17 protein-coding genes are annotated in these 20,327 nt (G+C 32.1%); 7 read left to right on the forward strand and 10 right to left on the reverse strand.

What is annotated here, in order from left to right; all coding sequences use genetic code 11:
* Positions 1–232: 232 nt before the first annotated feature.
* Together ACFQ0S_RS12660 and ACFQ0S_RS12665 are read right to left on the reverse strand one after the other, a co-directional pair.
* Positions 233–1,273: a PLP-dependent cysteine synthase family protein gene (locus ACFQ0S_RS12660; protein WP_379758298.1), complete on the reverse strand. Its 1,041-nt coding sequence runs from the start codon at positions 1,271–1,273 to the stop codon at positions 233–235.
* Positions 1,274–1,349: 76 nt separating this feature from the next.
* Entirely contained in the window at positions 1,350–3,413 is a 2,064-nt protein-coding gene (locus ACFQ0S_RS12665) for a S9 family peptidase (protein WP_379758301.1), read from the reverse strand.
* 141 nt (positions 3,414–3,554) lie between these two features.
* Between ACFQ0S_RS12665 and ACFQ0S_RS12670 the strand changes: the two genes are divergently transcribed.
* Positions 3,555–3,875 (forward strand): YbaB/EbfC family nucleoid-associated protein, encoded by a 321-nt coding sequence (locus tag ACFQ0S_RS12670; protein ID WP_379758304.1) that lies wholly within the window; start codon positions 3,555–3,557, stop codon positions 3,873–3,875.
* Positions 3,876–3,944: 69 nt separating this feature from the next.
* Here the strand turns inward: ACFQ0S_RS12670 and ACFQ0S_RS12675 are convergent, their stop codons facing one another.
* On the reverse strand, positions 3,945–4,973 hold the full coding sequence (locus ACFQ0S_RS12675; protein ID WP_379758307.1) for a threonine aldolase family protein: 1,029 nt from the start codon (positions 4,971–4,973) through the stop codon (positions 3,945–3,947).
* A gap of 47 nt (positions 4,974–5,020) precedes the next feature.
* On the opposite strand from ACFQ0S_RS12675, the gene prfB reads away from it, so the two are divergent.
* The 3 genes from prfB to lpxD all read left to right on the forward strand — a co-directional run bounded on the left by prfB (position 5,021) and on the right by lpxD (position 9,293).
* A protein-coding gene (gene prfB, locus ACFQ0S_RS12680; RefSeq protein ID WP_379758310.1) for a peptide chain release factor 2 occupies positions 5,021–6,119 on the forward strand; the annotation gives its coding sequence in 2 pieces (ribosomal slippage) (positions 5,021–5,080 and positions 5,082–6,119; 1,098 coding nt in all).
* A gap of 204 nt (positions 6,120–6,323) precedes the next feature.
* On the forward strand, positions 6,324–7,988 hold the full coding sequence (glgP, locus tag ACFQ0S_RS12685; protein ID WP_379758313.1) for an alpha-glucan family phosphorylase: 1,665 nt from the start codon (positions 6,324–6,326) through the stop codon (positions 7,986–7,988).
* Between the two features lie 306 nt (positions 7,989–8,294).
* Positions 8,295–9,293 (forward strand): UDP-3-O-(3-hydroxymyristoyl)glucosamine N-acyltransferase, encoded by a 999-nt coding sequence (lpxD, locus tag ACFQ0S_RS12690; protein ID WP_379758316.1) that lies wholly within the window; start codon positions 8,295–8,297, stop codon positions 9,291–9,293.
* A gap of 72 nt (positions 9,294–9,365) precedes the next feature.
* On the opposite strand, the gene glyA is transcribed toward lpxD, so the two are convergent.
* Positions 9,366–10,640: a serine hydroxymethyltransferase gene (gene glyA / locus ACFQ0S_RS12695; protein WP_379758319.1), complete on the reverse strand. Its 1,275-nt coding sequence runs from the start codon at positions 10,638–10,640 to the stop codon at positions 9,366–9,368.
* Positions 10,641–10,751: 111 nt separating this feature from the next.
* Between glyA and fahA the strand changes: the two genes are divergently transcribed.
* Together fahA and ACFQ0S_RS12705 are read left to right on the forward strand one after the other, a co-directional pair.
* Complete coding sequence (gene fahA / locus ACFQ0S_RS12700) at positions 10,752–12,035, forward strand: fumarylacetoacetase (RefSeq protein ID WP_379758322.1); 1,284 nt, start codon at positions 10,752–10,754, stop codon at positions 12,033–12,035.
* A 114-nt stretch (positions 12,036–12,149) separates the two neighbouring features.
* Positions 12,150–13,331 carry a hypothetical protein gene (locus tag ACFQ0S_RS12705; RefSeq protein ID WP_379758325.1) on the forward strand — a complete coding sequence of 394 codons (1,182 nt, stop codon included), beginning with the start codon at positions 12,150–12,152 and terminating at the stop codon, positions 13,329–13,331.
* 142 nt (positions 13,332–13,473) lie between these two features.
* Here ACFQ0S_RS12705 and ACFQ0S_RS12710 read toward each other — a convergent pair whose 3' ends face one another.
* From ACFQ0S_RS12710 to ACFQ0S_RS12735, 6 genes are all read right to left on the reverse strand, one after another.
* Positions 13,474–13,968, reverse strand: coding sequence for a GNAT family N-acetyltransferase (locus tag ACFQ0S_RS12710; RefSeq protein ID WP_379758328.1), 495 nt, complete (start codon positions 13,966–13,968; stop codon positions 13,474–13,476).
* Positions 13,969–13,978: 10 nt separating this feature from the next.
* A complete protein-coding gene (miaE, locus tag ACFQ0S_RS12715; protein ID WP_379758331.1) occupies positions 13,979–14,572 on the reverse strand; it encodes a tRNA-(ms[2]io[6]A)-hydroxylase in 594 nt (197 codons plus the stop codon).
* A 146-nt stretch (positions 14,573–14,718) separates the two neighbouring features.
* A complete protein-coding gene (locus ACFQ0S_RS12720; protein WP_379758334.1) occupies positions 14,719–15,942 on the reverse strand; it encodes a porin in 1,224 nt (407 codons plus the stop codon).
* Positions 15,943–16,034: 92 nt separating this feature from the next.
* Positions 16,035–16,394, reverse strand: a complete 360-nt coding sequence (locus tag ACFQ0S_RS12725) for a hypothetical protein (protein WP_379819110.1) — start codon at positions 16,392–16,394, stop codon at positions 16,035–16,037.
* A 167-nt stretch (positions 16,395–16,561) separates the two neighbouring features.
* Positions 16,562–17,851, reverse strand: coding sequence for an inorganic phosphate transporter (locus ACFQ0S_RS12730; protein WP_379759494.1), 1,290 nt, complete (start codon positions 17,849–17,851; stop codon positions 16,562–16,564).
* Between the two features lie 28 nt (positions 17,852–17,879).
* On the reverse strand, positions 17,880–18,524 hold the full coding sequence (locus ACFQ0S_RS12735) for a DUF47 domain-containing protein (RefSeq protein WP_379759491.1): 645 nt from the start codon (positions 18,522–18,524) through the stop codon (positions 17,880–17,882).
* 163 nt (positions 18,525–18,687) lie between these two features.
* Here ACFQ0S_RS12735 and ACFQ0S_RS12740 point away from each other — a divergent pair, with 163 nt between their 5' ends.
* On the forward strand, positions 18,688–20,316 hold the full coding sequence (locus ACFQ0S_RS12740; RefSeq protein ID WP_379759488.1) for an acyl-CoA carboxylase subunit beta: 1,629 nt from the start codon (positions 18,688–18,690) through the stop codon (positions 20,314–20,316).
* Positions 20,317–20,327: the final 11 nt, after the last annotated feature.

A 20,327-nucleotide genomic window follows, 5' to 3' on the forward strand; every position in this document is an offset into this window, starting at 1 on the left:
TTCAGTATATCAATAAATTCATTTTTGACAGACCTATAAACAATATTAAAAATCAAATAATTTAATTACACCCAACGGGTTTTTCATAAATAAAAAAGTGTATTGAAACGAATTTCAAAAACATTTGAAACATCTTATTTTATTTAGTTCTATTTTATTTACCATTATTCAATAAAAAAACCATTTCACGTATTGTAAAATAGTTTCCCATTTAATTCAAAAAAAATATTTTTTATTTTATAAATTCTATTTTTTGCGCTTCTTCTACGTTTACACTATCAAAAAATCCTTGTTCATTCATCCATTCGTCACTGAATACTTTACTCATATAACGAGAACCATGATCTGGAAAAATTGCAATTACATTGCTATTTTCAGTAAATTCGTCTTCAGTCGCATATTGTCTAATAGCCTGAAGAACAGCACCTGATGTATAACCAACAAATAGTCCTTCTCTTTTGACAATTTCTCTTGTTGCATGAGCACTTTCTTCGTCAGTAACTTTCATGAAATGATCAATAATATCAAAATCAGTGGCTGTAGGGATTAAATTTTTCCCTAAACCTTCTATTCTGTAGGGATAAATCTCATCATTATCGAACTCTTTAGTTTCATGGTACTTTTTTAATACCGATCCAAAAGCGTCTACACCTAAAATTCTAATATCAGGATTTTTTTCTTTTAAATATTTTGCAGTTCCTGAGATGGTTCCTCCAGTTCCGCTACATGCGATAAGGTGAGTGATTTTACCGTTAGTTTGTTCCCAAATTTCAGGACCTGTTGTTTTATAATGAGCATCAATATTTAATTGATTGAAATACTGATTGATATAAACTGATCCTTTTGTTTCTTCATGCAAACGCTTTGCTACACTATAATAAGAGCGCTCATCATCTGCACTAACATGAGCAGGACAAACATAAACTTTTGCACCTAAACTGCGTAACATGTCTATTTTATCTTTAGAAGATTTTGAACTTACAGCTAAGATGCAATTGTATCCTTTTATAATACTTACCATAGCTAAGCTAAAACCAGTATTACCAGAGGTTGTTTCTATTATTGTATCACCAGGAGTAAGAATTCCTCTTCTCTCTGCCTCTTCAATAATAAATAAAGCAATTCTATCTTTAGTTGAATGACCTGGATTAAATGCTTCTACTTTCGCATAAAAATTACCTACTAAATTTTCGGTAACTTTATTGAGCTTAATAAGAGGCGTATTTCCTATTAACTCCAAGACATTATTATAGGCTTTTATTTCTTCTTTCATAAAAAAAATAGTTAATCAAGGTTTCCTTTTTTAAATGGCACACACCTTAAATCCTTGCAAATCTAATAAAAAAAATTTAATTACTCTTAATTCTTTCTAAATCTAATAAAAAACTAAACTCTTTTGCTAACTCTTTTAATGCTTCAAATCTTCCTGAAGCCCCGCCATGACCAGCATCCATGTTTGTATCTAAAAAAAGTAAGTTATCATTTGTTTTCAACACTCGTAGTTTGGCAACCCATTTTGCCGGTTCCCAATACTGTACTTGAGAATCGTGCAATCCCGTTGATATATACATGTTTGGATAATTCTGTGCTTTTACATTATCATACGGAGAATAAGAACGCATATAATCATAATATTTTTTAACATTTGGATTGCCCCATTCATCGTATTCGCCTGTAGTTAGAGGGATAGTTTCATCGAGCATCGTAGTCATTACATCTACAAAAGGAACTTGAGCAATTACTCCGTTATACAATTCAGGAGCCATATTTACAACTGCGCCCATTAACAAACCTCCCGCAGAACCACCTTCAGCATATAAATGTTTTTCTGAAGTATATTTTTGATTTATTACAAATTTTGAGCAGTCTATAAAATCTGTAAATGTATTTTTCTTTTTCAAAAACTTTCCGTCCTCATACCATTGTCGTCCTAAATCTTCACCTCCTCGAATATGTGCTATTGCAAAAATAAAGCCTCTGTCTAAAAGTGATAATGTGGTTGATGAGAAAAAAGGATCCATTGAAGCTCCATACGAACCGTAACCGTAAAGCAACAAAGGATTTGTTCCGTCTTTTTTTAATTCTTTTCTATAAACCATCGAAATAGGCACTTTTGTACCATCGGTAGCTGTTGCCCAAATGCGTTCTTCGGTATAATTGTTTTTATTAAATTTTCCTCCAAGTACCTGTTGTTCTTTCTTGATTTCTTTAGTTTTGGTTTTCATATTAAAATCGATAACAGATGATGGTGTTGCCATAGATTGATACCCATAACGTAAAATATCAGTGTCAAAATCGACATTAGTACCCGTATATGCTGTATAGGTTTCGATTTCGAATGGCAAATAATATCCTCCTTCTCCACTCCAGGGCATAATACGAATTTTATTTAAACCATTACTTCGTTCAGAGACAACTAAATAGTTTTTAAATATTTCAATATCTTCTATTAAAACATCCGCTCTGTGTGGAATTAAATCGGTCCAATTTTCTTTAGAAGTAGCATTTTCAGGAGTTTTCATCACTTTAAAATTGGTAGCTTTATCTGCATTAGTAACAATGTAAAAACTATCATTATAATGAGAAATAGTGTATTCTAATCCTCTTTTTCTTTTCTGAAAAACCTTAAATTTACTATCGGGCTTATCTGCTAATATAGTTCTAAATTCAGTAGTTACTTTGCTTGAAGAACCAATTACGATATACTTTCTAGACTTCTCTTTAAATACAGAAACATAAAAAGTATCGTCTTTTTCAAAATAAACCAATTCATCTTTCGAGCTGTCAGCACCTAATACATGTTTGTAGACTTTGTCTGACCGTAAGGTTTGTTTGTCTTGTTTGGTGTAAAATAGGGTTTTATTATCGTTTGCCCATGTAGACTCGCTTGTTGTGTTTTCTAATTTATCTGCTAGAATTTTTCCTGTTTGTAAATCTTTAATTTGTATGGTGTAAATTCTATTACCTACAGTATCAAGCGCAAAAGTGGCAAATTGATTATCCATACTAATGCTTAATCCACTTAATTGAAAATACTTTTTGCCTTTTGCCATTTCGTTACAATTGAACATAATTTCCTCTTTAGCGTCAAGACTTCCTTTTTTTCTGGAATAAATAGGGTAATCTTTTCCTGTTTCAAAACGGGTAATGTAGTAATACCCGTTATATAAATAGGGAACCGATTCGTCGTCTTCCTTAATTCGGCTTTTCATTTCTTCAAACAATTCAGTTTGAAGTTGCTTTGTATGAGCTGTTAAGGCTTTATAATAGTCGTTTTCTTCATTCAAATAATCAATCACTTCAGGGTTTTCTCTCTCATTTAACCAAAAATAATTATCAATTCTAATATCTCCATGTTTTTCTAAAGTTTTAGGAATTATTTTAGCTACAGGTGCTTGTATTTTATCTGTCATTTTTTGTGAATTTGTATGTATGGATGAAAAAGCAAAAATAATGTAAAGACTTATTAGGATGAATCTATTTTTCATTAAAATTTAATTGAATTTGATGTTGCAATATAGTAATTTTACGGCTTAATTTCAAAATACTTAAACATGGATTTAATGGGAATGATGGGAAAACTAAAAGAAACCCAACAAAAAATAGAAAATACAAAAAAAAGACTTGATACTGTCCTGATTGATGAACAAAGTACCGACGGACTATTAAAAGTAACTTTAACAGCCAATAGAAAAATAAAATCAATACTAATTGAGGATTCTTTATTAGAAGACAAAGAACAATTAGAAGATTACTTGATTTTAGTTTTAAATAAAGCTATAGAAAAAGCTTCAAATGTAAATGAAGCTGAGTTAGATGCTGTTGCCAAAATGGATATGCCAATGATTCCCGGAATGGATCAGTTGTTTAAATAAAATATAACACAGATTTACATAGTCTAATTACTGCGAATCTGTGTTCAAATTGAAATAAACTCCAAATCACTATTTAACAACAATTCGTTCAAAGGTTTCTAAAACGTAACTGTGCATGACTTCACGGTAGTCTAAATGAGTTACAATTCGTAATTTTCTGTGTCCCATAGAGCTGATATGAATGTTTCGTTCTTTTAATTTTTCGATAAATACATTTTCATCTAAGCCTTCTTTTAAGGAAAAAATCAAAATATTCGTTTCTATAGGTTCTACTTTAGCCACCCAAGGTAATTTTTCAAGAACAGCACCTAATTCTTTTGCACGTCTGTGGTCGTCTGCCAGTCTTTGTAAATTATTATCTAAAGCATAAATACCTGCTGCTGCTAGATACCCTACTTGTCGCATGCCACCACCTAATATTTTACGAATTCGTAGCGCCCGATGAATTGTTTTTGCATCTGAAAGTAAAAGAGAGCCAATTGGTGCTCCTAGTCCTTTCGATAAACAAACCGAAATCGTATCAAATACTTTTCCATAATCAGCAGGATTGTTATTTGTAGCCACTAAAGCATTCCATATGCGAGCTCCATCCAAATGAAATTTTAAATTATTAGCATCACAAACTAATTTTATACGTTTCAATTCTTCAAAATCATAGCAAGCCCCTCCCCCTTTGTTAGTCGTGTTTTCGACACAAACCAAACTCGTTAATGGACTATGATAAAATTCAGGATTATTAATTGCACTTGCAACTTGTTCAGCAGTAATCATTCCTCGAGTTCCGTCTAATAAATAGCAGGAAACGCCACTATTAAAGGAAACTCCTCCGCCTTCATAATTATAAACATGTGCCCATTTATCAGCTATTAACTGTTCTCCAGGTTGGGTATGTAATTTAATTGCTGTTTGATTGGCCATTGTTCCTGATGGAAAAAACAAAGCTGCTTCCATACCGAACATTTTAGCAACTTTAGCTTCTAATTCAATGACTGTTGGATCTTGTTTGTATACATCATCCCCTACTTTAGCATGAAACATGGTTCGTAACATTTCCTCTGTAGGCTTTGTAACAGTATCGCTAACTAAATTTATTTCCATATTCTAAAAACTAAATCTTATTTTTGTGCCACAAAATTACATAATTTATGACAACTACCGAACAAATAAAAGGTATTGTAGAGCGCCTTGGTGCGTTGAGGAGGTATCTTTGACGTTGATGCCAAATTAATTGAAATTACTAACGAAGAAGAAAAAACTTTAGCTCCTGATTTTTGGAACAATCCCAAAGAAGCAGAAATCTACATTAAGAATCTTCGTTCCAAGAAAAAATGGATTGAAGACTATAATAAGGCGGTCGAAATGACCGAAGAGTTGCAACTCGCGTTTGAGTTTTACAGAGAAGGTGAACTTACTGCAGAAGAATTAGACGAGCAATATCTTATTACAAATGCCCATATAGAAGCCATCGAATTTAAAAACATGCTTTCGGATGAGGGCGATACTTTAAGTGCTGTTTTGCAAATTACCTCTGGAGCTGGCGGAACGGAAAGTTGCGATTGGGCTGAGATGCTTATGAGAATGTATATGATGTGGGGAGAAAAATACGGCTATAAAATTAAGGAGTTGAATTTTCAAAAAGGAGAAGCTGCAGGAATAAAAACCGTAACCTTAGAGTTTGAGGGCGATTATTCTTTTGGTTATTTAAAAGGCGAAAATGGCGTACATCGTTTGGTGCGTATTTCTCCTTTTGATAGTAACGCAAAACGCCATACCTCTTTTGCATCTGTTTATGTATATCCATTAGTTGATGATAGTATTGAAATTGATATTAATCCTGCCGATATTGAAATCACAACTTCACGCTCTAGCGGTGCAGGTGGGCAAAATGTAAATAAAGTAGAAACCAAAGTGCAATTGGTACACAAACCTACCGGTATTCAAATTCAATGTTCAGAAACACGATCACAACAAGACAATAGACAACGAGCCATGCAAATGTTACGTTCACAATTGTATGAAATTGAATTAAAAAAACAGCAAGAACAACGCGCTGACATTGAAGCTGGAAAAATGAAAATTGAATGGGGCTCCCAAATACGAAACTATGTAATGCATCCTTATAAATTAGTTAAGGATGTTCGAACAGGTTATGAATCTAGTAATGTTGAAGGCATTATGAATGGGGAAATTGATGACTTCTTGAAAGCTTATTTAATGATGATGGGGCAAAGAAGCGAAGGATAAGTTTTACTATAATCAGATTATTCAAAAAGATTTATAATTGTTTAATTATATTTTATACAAAAAAATCTTACTTTACTACAACGAGGTAGTTCTTTTTTTATAAAAAAGGGACTACTTTTTTATATTATTCATCGTTATAGCAGTTTTAAATTAATAGAAATATTTTAAGTTTGTTTTATAATTAATAAAAAATATTTACTCAAAATGAATAAGACTTTACCTGAAAAATATAAACATCCTTATGAATTTAATAAAAAATATAAAAAATCTGTTGCCTATTTTTCGATGGAATTTGCAATCGATCAATCTTTAAAAACCTATTCTGGTGGCCTAGGTTTTTTAGCTGGCTCACATATGCGAAGTGCCTACGACCAAAAACAGAATCTTATTGGTATTGGAATTTTATGGAAAAAAGGATATTACGACCAATATAAAAAAGAAGATCTCTCGATGGGAGTTCAATTTCAAGAAAAAAGCTATTATTTCTTAGAAGAAACCAATATTAAGTTTACTATAAAAATAAATAATCATGATGTTTGGGTCAGTGCTTTATATTTAAATCCAAAAACATTTGGTACAGTACCCATGTTTTTTTTAACAACAGATTTGCCTGAAAATGATTATTTAGCAAAATCGACAACTTTTAGACTATACGATTCAGATTCAAATGCAAAAATTGCTCAAACAATGGTACTAGGCTTAGGTGGAGCGAAATTGTTAGATGAATTAAATTACGATCCAGAAATATATCATCTCAATGAAGCTCATGCTCTTTCATGCGTGTTTCATTTATATAATAAATATAAAAGTGTTGATGCCATAAAAGAAAAATTAGTATTTACGACGCATACTCCTGAAGAAGCTGGTAATGAAAAACATGACATCAATCTCTTAAATTCTTTGAGCTTCTTTGATGGCATCGCATTAGAGAAAGTTAGAGAAATTACAGGAATTCACGATAATACTTTCAACCATACCCTTGTAGGCTTACGATTAAGTAAAATAGCCAACGGTGTTTCTAAATTGCATGGAGAGGTTTCTAGGGATATGTGGAAAGATTATTCTGGAATTTGTCAGATAACTCATATTACCAATGCCCAAAATAAAAAATATTGGGCAGATGCATGGTTAGATGAAGCTTTTCAGAATAAGGATAGAGAAGCTTTTATAAAAAGAAAGACACGATTAAAATCGAAACTTTTTGATGTGGTGGCAGATCAAACGGGTAAAATCTTCGATCCAAAAATATTTACTATCGTTTGGGCTAGACGATTTGCTGATTACAAAAGACCCGACTTAATCACTCGTGATTACGACCGATTTATTAAGCTCTTATCTGACACAAAAATGCCAGTTCAAATCATTTTTGCAGGAAAACCTTACCCAATGGATTATGGGGCTATTCATAATTTTGACAATCTTACTCATATTAGCAAGAACATCAAAAATATGGCTGTACTTACAGGACATGAATTAAAATTATCTCGTCAGTTGAAAGAAGGTGCCAATGTTTGGTTAAACAACCCAAGAGTTACTCGAGAAGCTTCAGGAACATCGGGAATGACTGCTGCCATGAACGGAGCCATTAATTTTTCTACTAATGATGGTTGGGTTCGTGAATTTAAAGATTTATACAAAACTAAAAATTCATTTGTATTGCCGATTGTAGATCATAATTTACCTACTCACATTCAAGACCAAATGGATTTGGATAATTTATTTGAAATGCTCGAGAGTGAAATTTTACCTTTATATTATAAAACCCAAAAAAAATGGTGGGATTTAGTAGAAACAAGTATGAAACAAGTAGTTCCTTATTTTGATTCTGATAGAATGGTAGATGAGTATTATACTAAAATTTATAAATGAAGGACTAATAAAACTATTTTTTGATTTATTCTAAAATTAAAAAAAGCTATTTCGTATGTTCCGAAGCCGCTTTTTTTTAGTTTTACAAAAAAAGGAATAAGTAATTTTTCTAATTTGAGTTTATTTTTAAAATACAATTCTATTTATCAGATTAAATAAAGATTAACTCAATAATGTTTTTTTTATAACCTTGTAAATAGGGAACAATTTGAAGATGAAAAAATATTAATTCGAATTTATATTAGTTATTTCAACTCAAATTTACTTAATTTGAGAACTATATACTAACCAAATATATCGAAAATAATGAAATCCTATTCTCTTCTAGAAATAAATGACATTTTAAAAGGTACTATTGTTGGACATACAAACCATATTATTACTGCGCCAGAACAATTAGAAATGGCGTGTGAAACTGAAATTTCATTTATTGGAAACAAAAAATATGAAAAGCTTTGGGCAAATTCGAAAGCATGTGTAGCTGTTGTAAATGAAGATATTTCGATAGAACCAGGCGAGAATAAAGCGTTCATTAAAGTAAAAAATGCTGATTTGGCGATGTCGCAAATATTATCACTATTTGCTCCACCAACTCCCCTATTCCATACTGATATTCATCCTACAGCTATTGTAGATAAAACGGCTGTTATTGGAAATGGAACTAGAATTGGTGCTGGAAGTTATATTGGCCCTAATGTGCAACTGGCTGATAATGTTACGATTTATCCAAATGTTACCATTCTTGACGAATGTACTGTTGGAAAAAATACGATAATTTGGTCTGGAACCGTAATTAGAGAAAGATGCCACATTGGTTCGGATTGTATTTTTCATCCCAATGCCACAATTGGTGCAGACGGTTTTGGGTTTCGCCCCGACCCAGAAAGAGGATTAGTCAAGATTCCTCAAATTGGAAATGTAATCATAGGAAATAATGTAGAAATTGGTGCCAATTCTTGTGTGGATAGAGGGAAATTCAGTTCTACGATTCTAGGTGATGGATGTAAGATTGATAATCTGGTTCAAATTGGTCATAACAGTAAGCTGGGTCGTTTTTGTATCATGGCTGGAAATAGCGGATTGGCCGGTTCAGTAACTTTAGGGAACGGAGTAATTATTGGAGGAAGTGCCTCTATAAAAGATCATACAACTATAGGTGACGGAGCTATTGTAGGCGCTGGATCTGGGGTTACAGGAGATATTCCAGCTGGAAAAGTAATGTTGGGATACCCTGCTATTGAAGCTAGAGACGCATTAAAACAATGGGCTATTTTGAAACGATTAGTAAAGGAATCGTCTAAATAGTAAAATTAACAATATCAAAAAAATTCCTGTAAAATTGCTTTTACAGGGATTTTGTTTTACTCAATATGAATCTTAGAAAACGAACATGGCTCTTTCTCCCATCATTTCGTTTACTTCATCGGCAACTTCTTCAATAATTGCTTCATTGGTATGGTTCATCAAAACTTTATCAATCAAGTTTACTATAGTTTCCATGTCCTCTTCAACTAAGCCTCTAGTGGTAATGGCTGGAGTACCCACACGAATACCAGATGTAACAAATGGTGATTTATCATCAAACGGTACCATATTTTTATTTACTGTAATTTCAGCTTTTACTAATGCGTTTTCAGCTTCTTTACCTGTAATGTTTTTATTTCGTAAATCAATTAGCATCATGTGATTATCAGTACCTCCTGATATTAAATCATAACCTCTTTTCATAAATGCCGCTGCCATAGCTTTTGCATTTTTTTGTACTTGAACAGCATAATGAAAAAATTCATCACTCAAACATTCACCAAATGCAACCGCTTTTGCAGCAATTATGTGCATTAAAGGACCACCTTGATTCCCAGGAAAAACAGCTAAATCTAATAAATTAGACATCATTCTTAATTCGCCTTTTGGTGTAGTTAGTCCAAATGGATTTTCGAAATCTTTACCCATCAAAATCAATCCACCTCTAGGACCACGAAGGGTTTTATGAGTAGTTGTTGTAACAATGTGGCAATGCGGAATAGGATCGTTCATCAACCCTTTAGCAATTAATCCAGAAGGATGAGAAATATCAGCTAATAATAAAGCTCCAACAGAATCTGCGATTTTTCTAAAACGTTCAAAATCCATATCACGACAGTAAGCTGATGCTCCTGCAATGATTAATTTTGGTTGTTCTTTAGTGGCGATTTCTTGAATTTTATTATAATCAAATCTTCCTGTCTCTTTTTCAACGCCATAAAAAGCTGGTGTATACAATCTGCCTGAAAAATTTACTGGAGAACCGTGTGTAAGATGCCCTCCGTGAGATAAATCAAAACCAAGTATTTTATCACCAGGTTTCAAACAAGCATGATACACAGCTGTATTGGCTTGTGAACCTGAGTGTGGCTGCACATTAGCATATTCAGCTCCAAACAATTCTTTAGCTCTATCTATTGCTATTTGCTCTACTATATCTACCACTTCGCAACCACCATAATATCTTTTTCCGGGATATCCTTCAGCATATTTGTTAGTCAAGCAAGAACCTGCTGCTTCCATTACCTGATCACTGACAAAGTTTTCAGATGCTATAAGTTCTATTCCATGAATTTGTCTGTCTTGTTCTTCAAGAATTAAATTGAAGATTTGTTCGTCGTGTTGCATTTTATAATTTTTAGTTAAAAACTATGCAAATTTACAAAAACAGTTTGGTAAATTGACATATAATGATATATTTGATACAATGAATTTTCAACATAATATCAACATTAACTAATGCCAATAACTGCCAATAATCCTAAAATAAAATCTTGGTTAGATGTACCAAAAAATAGTGATTTTCCTATACAAAATATCCCTTTTGGCGTATTTATTACAAAGGAAGACGTTATAACTATTGGCACTAGAATTGGAGATTATGCCATTGATTTAGGAGCCTTACAACAATTAAATTATTTCGACGGAATAGAACTGACAGATGATATGTTCATGCAAGACACTTTGAATGATTTCATATCAGATGGAAAAAAAACTTGGAGATTGGTTAGAAATAGAATTTCTGCAATTTTTGAAAGCTCTAATCCTTTGTTAAGAGATAATATTGAGCACAGAGATATTATTGTTTGTAAAATAGAAGATGTAGAAATGCAATTGCCAGTTTTGATTGGTGATTATACTGATTTTTATTCCAGTAAAGAGCATGCTACTAATGTTGGAAAAATGTTTCGTGATGCTGAAAATCCTCTTTTAGCCAATTGGCTGCATATTCCTGTAGGATACCATGGCAGAAGTTCATCCATAATTCCATCTGGAATTCCGATACACAGACCCATGGGGCAAATGTTGCCAAACGGAGAAACCACTCCTGTCTTTGGAGCTTCACGATCTATTGATTTTGAACTTGAAATGGGATTCATTACTACGGATGTAAATGTAATGGGCGAAAACATTCCTGTACATCAAGCAGAAGATTATATTTTTGGAATGGTTTTACTAAATGATTGGAGTGCTCGCGATATACAAAAATGGGAATATATTCCACTAGGGCCATTCTTGGCTAAAAATTTTGCAACATCAATTTCTCCTTGGATAGTTACTATGGATGCTTTAGAGCCTTTTAGGACTAAAGGACCGAAGCAAAATCCTAATCCGCTACCGTATTTGCAACAAAATGGGAAGCATACTTTTGATATCAATCTTGAAGTGGCAATTGCACCCGAAAATGAAGAGGCTACAATTGTTTCGAATTCTAATTTTAAATACATGTATTGGTCTATGAGCCAGCAGTTAGCGCATCATACTTCTAACGGATGCCGAATAAATTCTGGAGATTTAATGGGTTCAGGAACAATTTCGGGACCTACTACTTCCAGTTTTGGTTCTATGCTGGAGTTGTCTTGGGGTGGTAAAAATCCGATAGAATTGAAAAATGGTACCGAACGAAAATTCATAAACGATTATGATACCGTTATCATTAATGGATTTTGCAAAAAAAATGAAGTGAGAATTGGTTTTGGAGAAGTTTCAAATAAATTGCTACCTCCTTTTGTTAGGAAATAGAATAATTTTAAAGTATTTAAATTCGACATTTTTTTAAATTCGTTGGATTTTTTTGTATAAATTTTTGGCTTTCAAAAAAAAATTATTTTAAATAATTTGTAAAAAAAAATTAACATGAAAAAAATTATTTTTTTAATAACATTCTTTCTAATTATTTCATCTTGTGGAGTTAAGCAAACACAAAGTTTATTGAGCTCAGGAAATTATGATGAAGCTATTGATAACGCTATTTCTAGTTTACGAACCAATAAGGATAAAAAAGGTAAACAAAATTATATTTACTTGCTAGAAGAAGCATTTGCAAAAGCGAAAGAACGTGATTTAAATACTATTAATTTTCTTGTTAAAGAGGCAAATCCTCGTGAAATTGAAAAATTATATAATTTGTATCTGCAATTAAATTACCGTCAAGAAAAAATAAAACCACTACTTCCGTTAGCATTATTAAAAGAAGGTAGAAATGCTATTTTCCCTTTTGATAATTATAGTGAAGAAATTATTTCTAGTAAAAATGCTTTGTCTAATTACTTATATACCAATACTAAAGCTTTATTGCTTACATCAAATAAAATGAATTTTAGAAGAGCTTACGATGATTTGAATTATTTAAATCAGATAAATCCAAATTATAAAGATGTGATAAAACTAATGGATGACGCAAAATTTAAAGGGACTGATTATGTTTTGGTAAATACAAAAAATGAAACTAATATGATTATTCCTATGCGTTTGCAAAATGATTTACTAAATTTTAGCACTTATGGACTCAATGATAAATGGACGGTTTATCAAAGTAACAAACAAAAAGGAATTGATTATGACTACGGAATGACTATTAATTTTCGGGAAATAAATATTTCTCCAGAACAAACAAAAGAAAAAGAATTTGATAAACAACGTCAAATAAAAGATGGTCAGATAAAATTGTTAGATGACAACGGAAAAGTGGTGATGGATGATAAAGGAAAAGAGATTATGGTTGACAATATGAAAACAGTGGGAATTCATATTTATGAAATCAGACAATTAAAATCGTGCAAAATTACAGCAAAAGTAGATTATTTAGATTTTAAATCTAAACAGTTACTTCAGGCTTTTCCACTTGCAAGCGAATATGTTTTCGAGAATATATATTCAACTTACAAAGGCGATCGTAGGGCTTCGGATGATAATTACTCTTATTTTGACAGACGAGCCGTTCCTTATCCTTCTAGTGAACAAATGGTTTATGATACTGGAGAAGATTTGAAAGCAAAATTAAAAAATATAATCACTAACAATAATTTTAGAAAATAAGTTTAAATCACTTCTTTAAATAAATTACTTCGACAGAACAAATTAAAAAAAATATTGACCGCAGATTCGAAAATTTTATTTATAATTTATAAAGTTGTAGTAAAACTTGAAACATAGTCTTAAGAAATTAAACTTAAATAAATTACAACAACTTTTCCATCTTATAATCTTCCATGAAATAACCATTCCCAATAGCTAAATCTTCTTCTCCAACAATTTGAAAACCCTTTTTTTGATAAAAAAGATAGGATAAATTAAATCGATTTACATTTAAAGATAGTGATAAATCATTATTCGCTTTCGCTTTATTTTCAATGGTTTCAATAAGCAACTGACCCACTCCTTTTTTTTGAGCTTGTGGCAATACATATAATTTATGCAATCGGGTTTGGTTTTTGTTTTGATACTGATGTTCGTAAGAAGCAAAGCCAACAAATGCATCCCCTTCATTGGCTAACAAAAAATGATGGCCGTTATTCAAATTACGATGTAGCATTTCATCTGAATACAACAAATCCAGCATAAAAGTAATTTGGGATTCAGAGAGAATTTTACCGTAAGTATGAGGCCAAGAAATGTTTACAATTTCTTGAATGGTTTTAATATCTTTAGTAGAGGCCTCAGAAAGTAGTATCATTTTAGGATTATTATCCGTGAATGGTTTCTTTCTTTCCGTAGTTTGCAATCACTGATGCTTCATACTCTAACCATTCTTGCCAACGCTTTTCTACATCAATTCCGTGACCATATTTACGGGCATAGGTAATAAAAGTAGTATAATGACCTGCTTCGCTCTCCATTAATTCTCTATAAAAAACAGCTAACTCTTGGTCTTGAATATTTTCAGAAAGCACTTTAAAGCGTTCGCAACTTCTGGCTTCTATCATAGCAGAAAACAATAATCGCTCAACAAATCCAGAAACTCGGCTTCCGGTATTGCTTTTTTTCATGTATTGGGCTAACTCGCCAACATATTCGTCTTTGCGCTCACGTCCTAAGGTTAAACCTCTTTTTTTAATAATATTGTGTACCATCTGAAAATGCTCGATTTCTTCTTTAGCTAAAGCCAACATATCTGAAACCAAATCAGGATATTCTGAATTAATGGTAATAATTGTAATGGCATTTGACGCCGCTTTTTGTTCGCACCAAGCGTGATCGGTAAGAATTTCTTCAATGTTTGTATCTACAATATTTACCCAGCGAGGATCGGTTGGTAATTTTAATCTAAAAGTGGACATGATTCTTACTGATTTTAATATTTAAATTTAAGTAAAACTAAACTGTTTTGAAAATCCAAAATTACGACTTTTAAACTTTTATTTCATAATAATAGTATAGATATTGGTCGTTGACTATAAGTATTGAAATTTAAGAAAACAGCAAATTAAATCCCGATTTCTATTTGAAAACGCAAATACCAATTATTTTTAGTTGTTCCGTCATTAAAGTTTAGAGTATCATAATTGAGTTCAGCTTGAAGCTTAAAGGAATGTTGCCAAATGTATTTTGTAACACCTACAGCATATTGATTTGTATTTGGTGCAAAAGCTTTAATATCTTCGCCTACTTTTTGATTGGAATACCTACCTATAAATTCATAATTATTTTTATTAACATAACTCAATTGATAATCAAAACCACTTCCTACAAATACATACTTAATTTTTGAAGCATCTAATGCATCAAAAGTCACTGCATTTTTACTAGTCGTTCGTGACATATAACTAGACATTGCTGCCCAACCATTGTATTTAAACATAGCATCGAGTAAAACTGATTTCATAGTTCTATTTTGAAACAAATCATCTCCTAATTGACCTTGAGTTCTTCTGGCTTGATTATTCTGTTGAAAAACTCCTGAAATCATCAATTTTGGTTTCTTTTCTCTAATTATATCACCTTCAAAATAGGTTCCATCTTTTTCAAAAGCTCCAAAGGGCAACAGCTCTATTTTTCCTGTCACCGCTACTCCATCATCCGCCTTTCCTGTTACATTTCGACCTTCTCCAGCAGATAATGCTCCTTTTAAATTATATGAAAATTTATTTTTAAATTCATTCATATTGTGCACTTGGAATCCAAAATCTCTATCAATACTAAATTTTGCATTGTTGATAGTCCTATCTGTTAACTGCAACCCTCCAGAAGAATTCACCCGTTGCCTATTTCCTGGTAACTTAGTTTGCCCAAAACTGATGTTCCAATTTTTATTTGGCCTGTAAAAAACTACTGCATCTCTTATGATATTTATATTTTCGCCTTCAACCACTTCTCCAACATCTCCGGGTGCAAATGACAATTGTATTGCATAGAGGAATTTTGGATTTCCAACATAGCCATCAAATCGCAATCGCAATCGACGAATTTGCCCGTCATAAGCACTGTTTTCTCCGTCATTTTTTATGTAGGAGACTCTGTTTTGCATGCGAAATCTTATGTTTAATTGAAATAAACTGTCGGGAGATGTTAAGCCAACTCCTTTACCAAAACTATAATAAGGTAAAGCAGACAGTTTTAAATCATTGTCATTATGAGATTGGGTAATTGTTTCTTGTGAATAAATTGAAATTGAAAATAGAAATAAAAATAGAATTTTGATTTTTTTCATGTAAAGTTTAAATGAAATTATCATCAAATATATCAAATAAAAAAAAACTCTTAAAAATTAATTTAAGAGTTTAACACAGTAATTGAATAGTCTTACTTTTTCTTTTTCGATTTAGACTTCTTTTTATTTTTTTCTTTTTCTTTCTTTTTGGCTTTATTCTTCTTATCTTTTTCTTTTTGTTTCTCTTTTTTTGCTTTCTCTTTTTTCTTAGCCTTTTCTTTTTTCTCTTTCTCCTTTTGCTTCTCTTTTGCTTTTTCTATATCCGATTTTTTAGAAACCTTTACTTTTTTCACAACCTCAATTACAGCAGAATCTTCAGTATTTTCCTCATTCGATTCTTCTTCTTCAGACAAATATACCTGAACTGCTTCTGTTAATTCCGATGCATTCTCAGATGATTCTAAAAACTCTTCTTTTTGATTATTTTCGTTTGAATCTATTTTTTTTGTCATAATTATACAATTAATTTAAAGTAAATTTTACGATAACAAAAATACTCATAAAAACAATTCGCCAATGTTAAGTTTTCATGTCAACAAAAAACTTAACATTGGAAAATAAGTATTCAAAAAACTTAAAGAAAATAATTTAGGATTCTAAGAATAAAAAAGTGTGAATACTAAAATAATTTTATAAAATAATAGAGTAAGGCAGCTATTAAAGCCGATACAGGAATTGTTAAAATCCAAGCCCATAATAGTTTTACTGTTACACCCCAACGTACTGCTGAAATCCTTTTGGTAACACCTACTCCGATAATTGAACCCGTAATAGTGTGAGTTGTAGACACTGGAATTTTAAAATGCTCTGTCATAAATAAAGTAAGTGCACCGGCAGATTCTGCTACAACACCCTCAAAAGCAGTTACTTTAGTAATTTTAGACCCCATAGTTTTTACAATTTTCCAACCACCGCTTAATGTTCCTGCCGCAATTGCTCCATAACATGCTATTGGAATCCATTCTGGCATTTTGCCATCTATTTTAACACCGTTTTTTTCAGAAGGTAATACTACATCTAAATCGAACCACCCAAAAGACATATTTACATTTGGATGCGTATTTAAATATACTGCTACTGCAGCTGCAATAATACCCATAACTTTTTGAGAATCGTTACCACCATGTCCTAAACTAAACGAAGCCGATGATAGTAACTGCATTTTTTTTAAAATAGATTCAGACCTAGCAGTAGAAAAACTACTGAAAAGTAAATTAAAAATTGCAATACTAAAAAATATAAAACCAACTAACAACCACTTAATATTAGATGGCTCAGCAATCACACTAAAAAACTCACTTTCAAATCTCGGTTTTGCAATATCTTTATAAGAAATTAATACTGTATCTAAAAACCAGACTGCCAATGACATCAGGATTAAAGTTAGAATTTTTGGATAAATATTCTTTTTTGAAGAATACATTAACCAAAGTGAAATAAAGTAAGAAATTATCATTCCTAATAGTGGAGCTAAAACAATAAAAGCGATTACTACTAGTACTCCTGATGGCAAATTCCCGTCTTCACCTGGTTTATACCAATTCACAACATTAAAACCAGAGTGAGCAATAGCTGCACCAGCAAATCCACCAATCAATGTGTGAGACGAACTAGAAGGGATTCCTTTCCACCAAGTTATTAGATTCCAAATAATTGCTGCAATTACTCCTGATAAAATAACCACTAAATCGATGTGTTCCGTTTTAGCGGTTTTTGCAACTGTATCAGCAACTCCAAAACCAAAAACCCAATAGGCTAAAAAATTAAAAAAAGCAGCCCAAACAACTGCTTGAAATGGTGTTAATACTTTAGTTGCAACAATTGTAGCAATCGAATTTGCTGCATCATGAAAACCATTTATATAATCAAATAATAAGGCGAGAACTATAATAGTAATTAGTAAAGTCATAATGGTATGTCTAAATTAAAATTACTATTTAGGAGTGTTTTACTGAAATTTGTTCCATGACATTGGCAACAATTTTACATTTATCAGATGCAGATTCTAAGGCTGAAAGCACCTCTTTATATTTAATTATATTCTTTGCATCGGTCTCATTTTCAAAAATATCGGCAACTGCTTTATCAAAAACAACATCCGCTTTGCTTTCTAATTTATTAATTTTTTTACAAGTTTCTTTAATTATCTTTATATTATTCATGTCTCTTAGCTGCTTAATTCCTTCATTAATAAGCTGACATGCTTCAAGATTAATTTCAGTTAATTTACGAATAGATTTCGTTATTTTTTCAACTTGATACAAACGCATTCTGCTTGCTGCTCCATGCATATAATCGGCGACATTGTCTATCGCTTTAATTAATGAATGTATATCTTCTCTATCAAATGGAGTAATAAAATTTTTACTTAACTCTAAATGAGTTTTGTGAGTAATTTCCTCTATAGTAGCTTCTAGTTCTTCAATTTTTTTGAAATATTCATCACGCTCTAATTTAGGTGCGTTTACCGCTTCGTGTAAAGTTTCTGCTAAAATTACTAAATTAGCAGAAGCTTCTTCAAATAGCGGAAAAAACTTTTTATCTTTAGGTACCAAGAACTGAAAAATATTATTTAATGTCATAATTTGATAATTTATAATTCGCAAATTTATTATTCTAATGTTAAGTGAATATTAAATCATTAAAAAAGAGCAATAAATATACAACTTTACATTTTAAAATACGTGCTAAACATTTTTAGATAGGTTTTCGTACATTAGCATTTCAAAAAATTTATTATTTAACATGGACATGAATTTTAATTTAAATGAAGACCATAATAAACTTTTATTAACAAATTTAAGACAAAAACTAGTTAAAGTTAAACTTGGAGGAGGTGAAAAACGCATAGAAAAGCTTCATGCTGAAGGAAAGATGACTGCTCGGGAACGTATTGATTATTTACTAGATGAAAAGGCAAAAAGTATAGAAATTGGAGCTTTTGTTGGAGATGAAATGTACGCTGAACATGGCGGATGCCCCTCAGGAGGTGTAGTAGTAAAAATAGGATACATCAAAGGAAAGCAATGTATAGTTGTTGCTAATGATGCAACTGTAAAAGCTGGCGCTTGGTTTCCTATAACAGCAAAAAAAAATCTACGAGCACAAGAAATTGCTATGGAAAATCGTTTGCCAATTATCTATTTAGTAGATAGCGCAGGGGTTTATTTGCCTTTGCAAGATGAAATTTTCCCTGACAAAGAACACTTTGGACGGATATTTCGCAACAACGCCATAATGTCAAGTATGGGAATTACACAAATTGCGGCAGTCATGGGTAGTTGTGTTGCTGGCGGAGCGTATTTGCCTATTATGAGTGACGAAGCTATGATTGTTGACAAAACTGGAAGTATTTTCTTGGCAGGAAGCTATTTAGTAAAAGCCGCAATTGGAGAAACAATTGATAATGAAACTCTTGGAGGTGCAACAACACATTGTTCCATTTCAGGAGTAACCGATTATAAAGCTAAAGACGATAAAGATGCTTTGAATAGAATTAAAAATATAGTTGGAAAAATTGGCGATTATGACAAAGCAGGATTCAATAGAGAGAAACCTCTAAAACCCGAATTAGACGAAAAAGAAATCTTTGGAATTTTGCCAAAATCACGTACTGATCAATACGATATGTATGAAATCATAAAAAGATTAGTTGATAATTCTGAATGGGATGAATACAAAGGTGAATATGGCAAAACACTAATTACTGCTTATGCCAGAATTGATGGTTGGGCAGTAGGAATAGTCGCTAATCAACGAAAAGTGGTTAAAACAGCTAAAGGGGAAATGCAATTTGGCGGTGCTATCTACTCAGATTCAGCTGATAAAGCCACTCGATTTATTGCCAATTGCAACCAAAAGAAAATTCCATTGGTTTTCATTCAAGACGTTACTGGCTTCATGGTAGGAAGCAAATCAGAGCATGGCGGAATTATAAAAGATGGAGCAAAAATGGTAAATGCTGTTTCCAACTCAGTTGTACCAAAATTTACTGTTATCATTGGCAATTCATACGGAGCTGGAAATTATGCTATGTGTGGCAAAGCCTATGATCCAAGATTAATTTTTGCATGGCCAAGTGCTGAATTAGCCGTTATGGGCGGAACGCAAGCTGCAAAAGTATTGGCACAAATTGAAGCTTCTTCGCTTAAAGCAAAAGGTGAAATGGTAGATAAAACCAAAGAGACAGCATTATTCGACAAAATAAAAGCACGCTACGATGAGCAAGTTTCACCGTATTATGCTGCAGCAAGATTGTGGACAGATGCTATTATTGATCCATTAGAAACCCGAACTTGGATTTCTATGGGCATTGAAGCAGCCAACCACTCGCCTATTGAAAAGAAATTTAATTTAGGAGTCATTCAGGTTTGAAATAATCATAT

It is taken from the genome of Flavobacterium myungsuense (assembly GCF_042677265.1).
Lineage (GTDB): Bacteria > Bacteroidota > Bacteroidia > Flavobacteriales > Flavobacteriaceae > Flavobacterium > Flavobacterium myungsuense.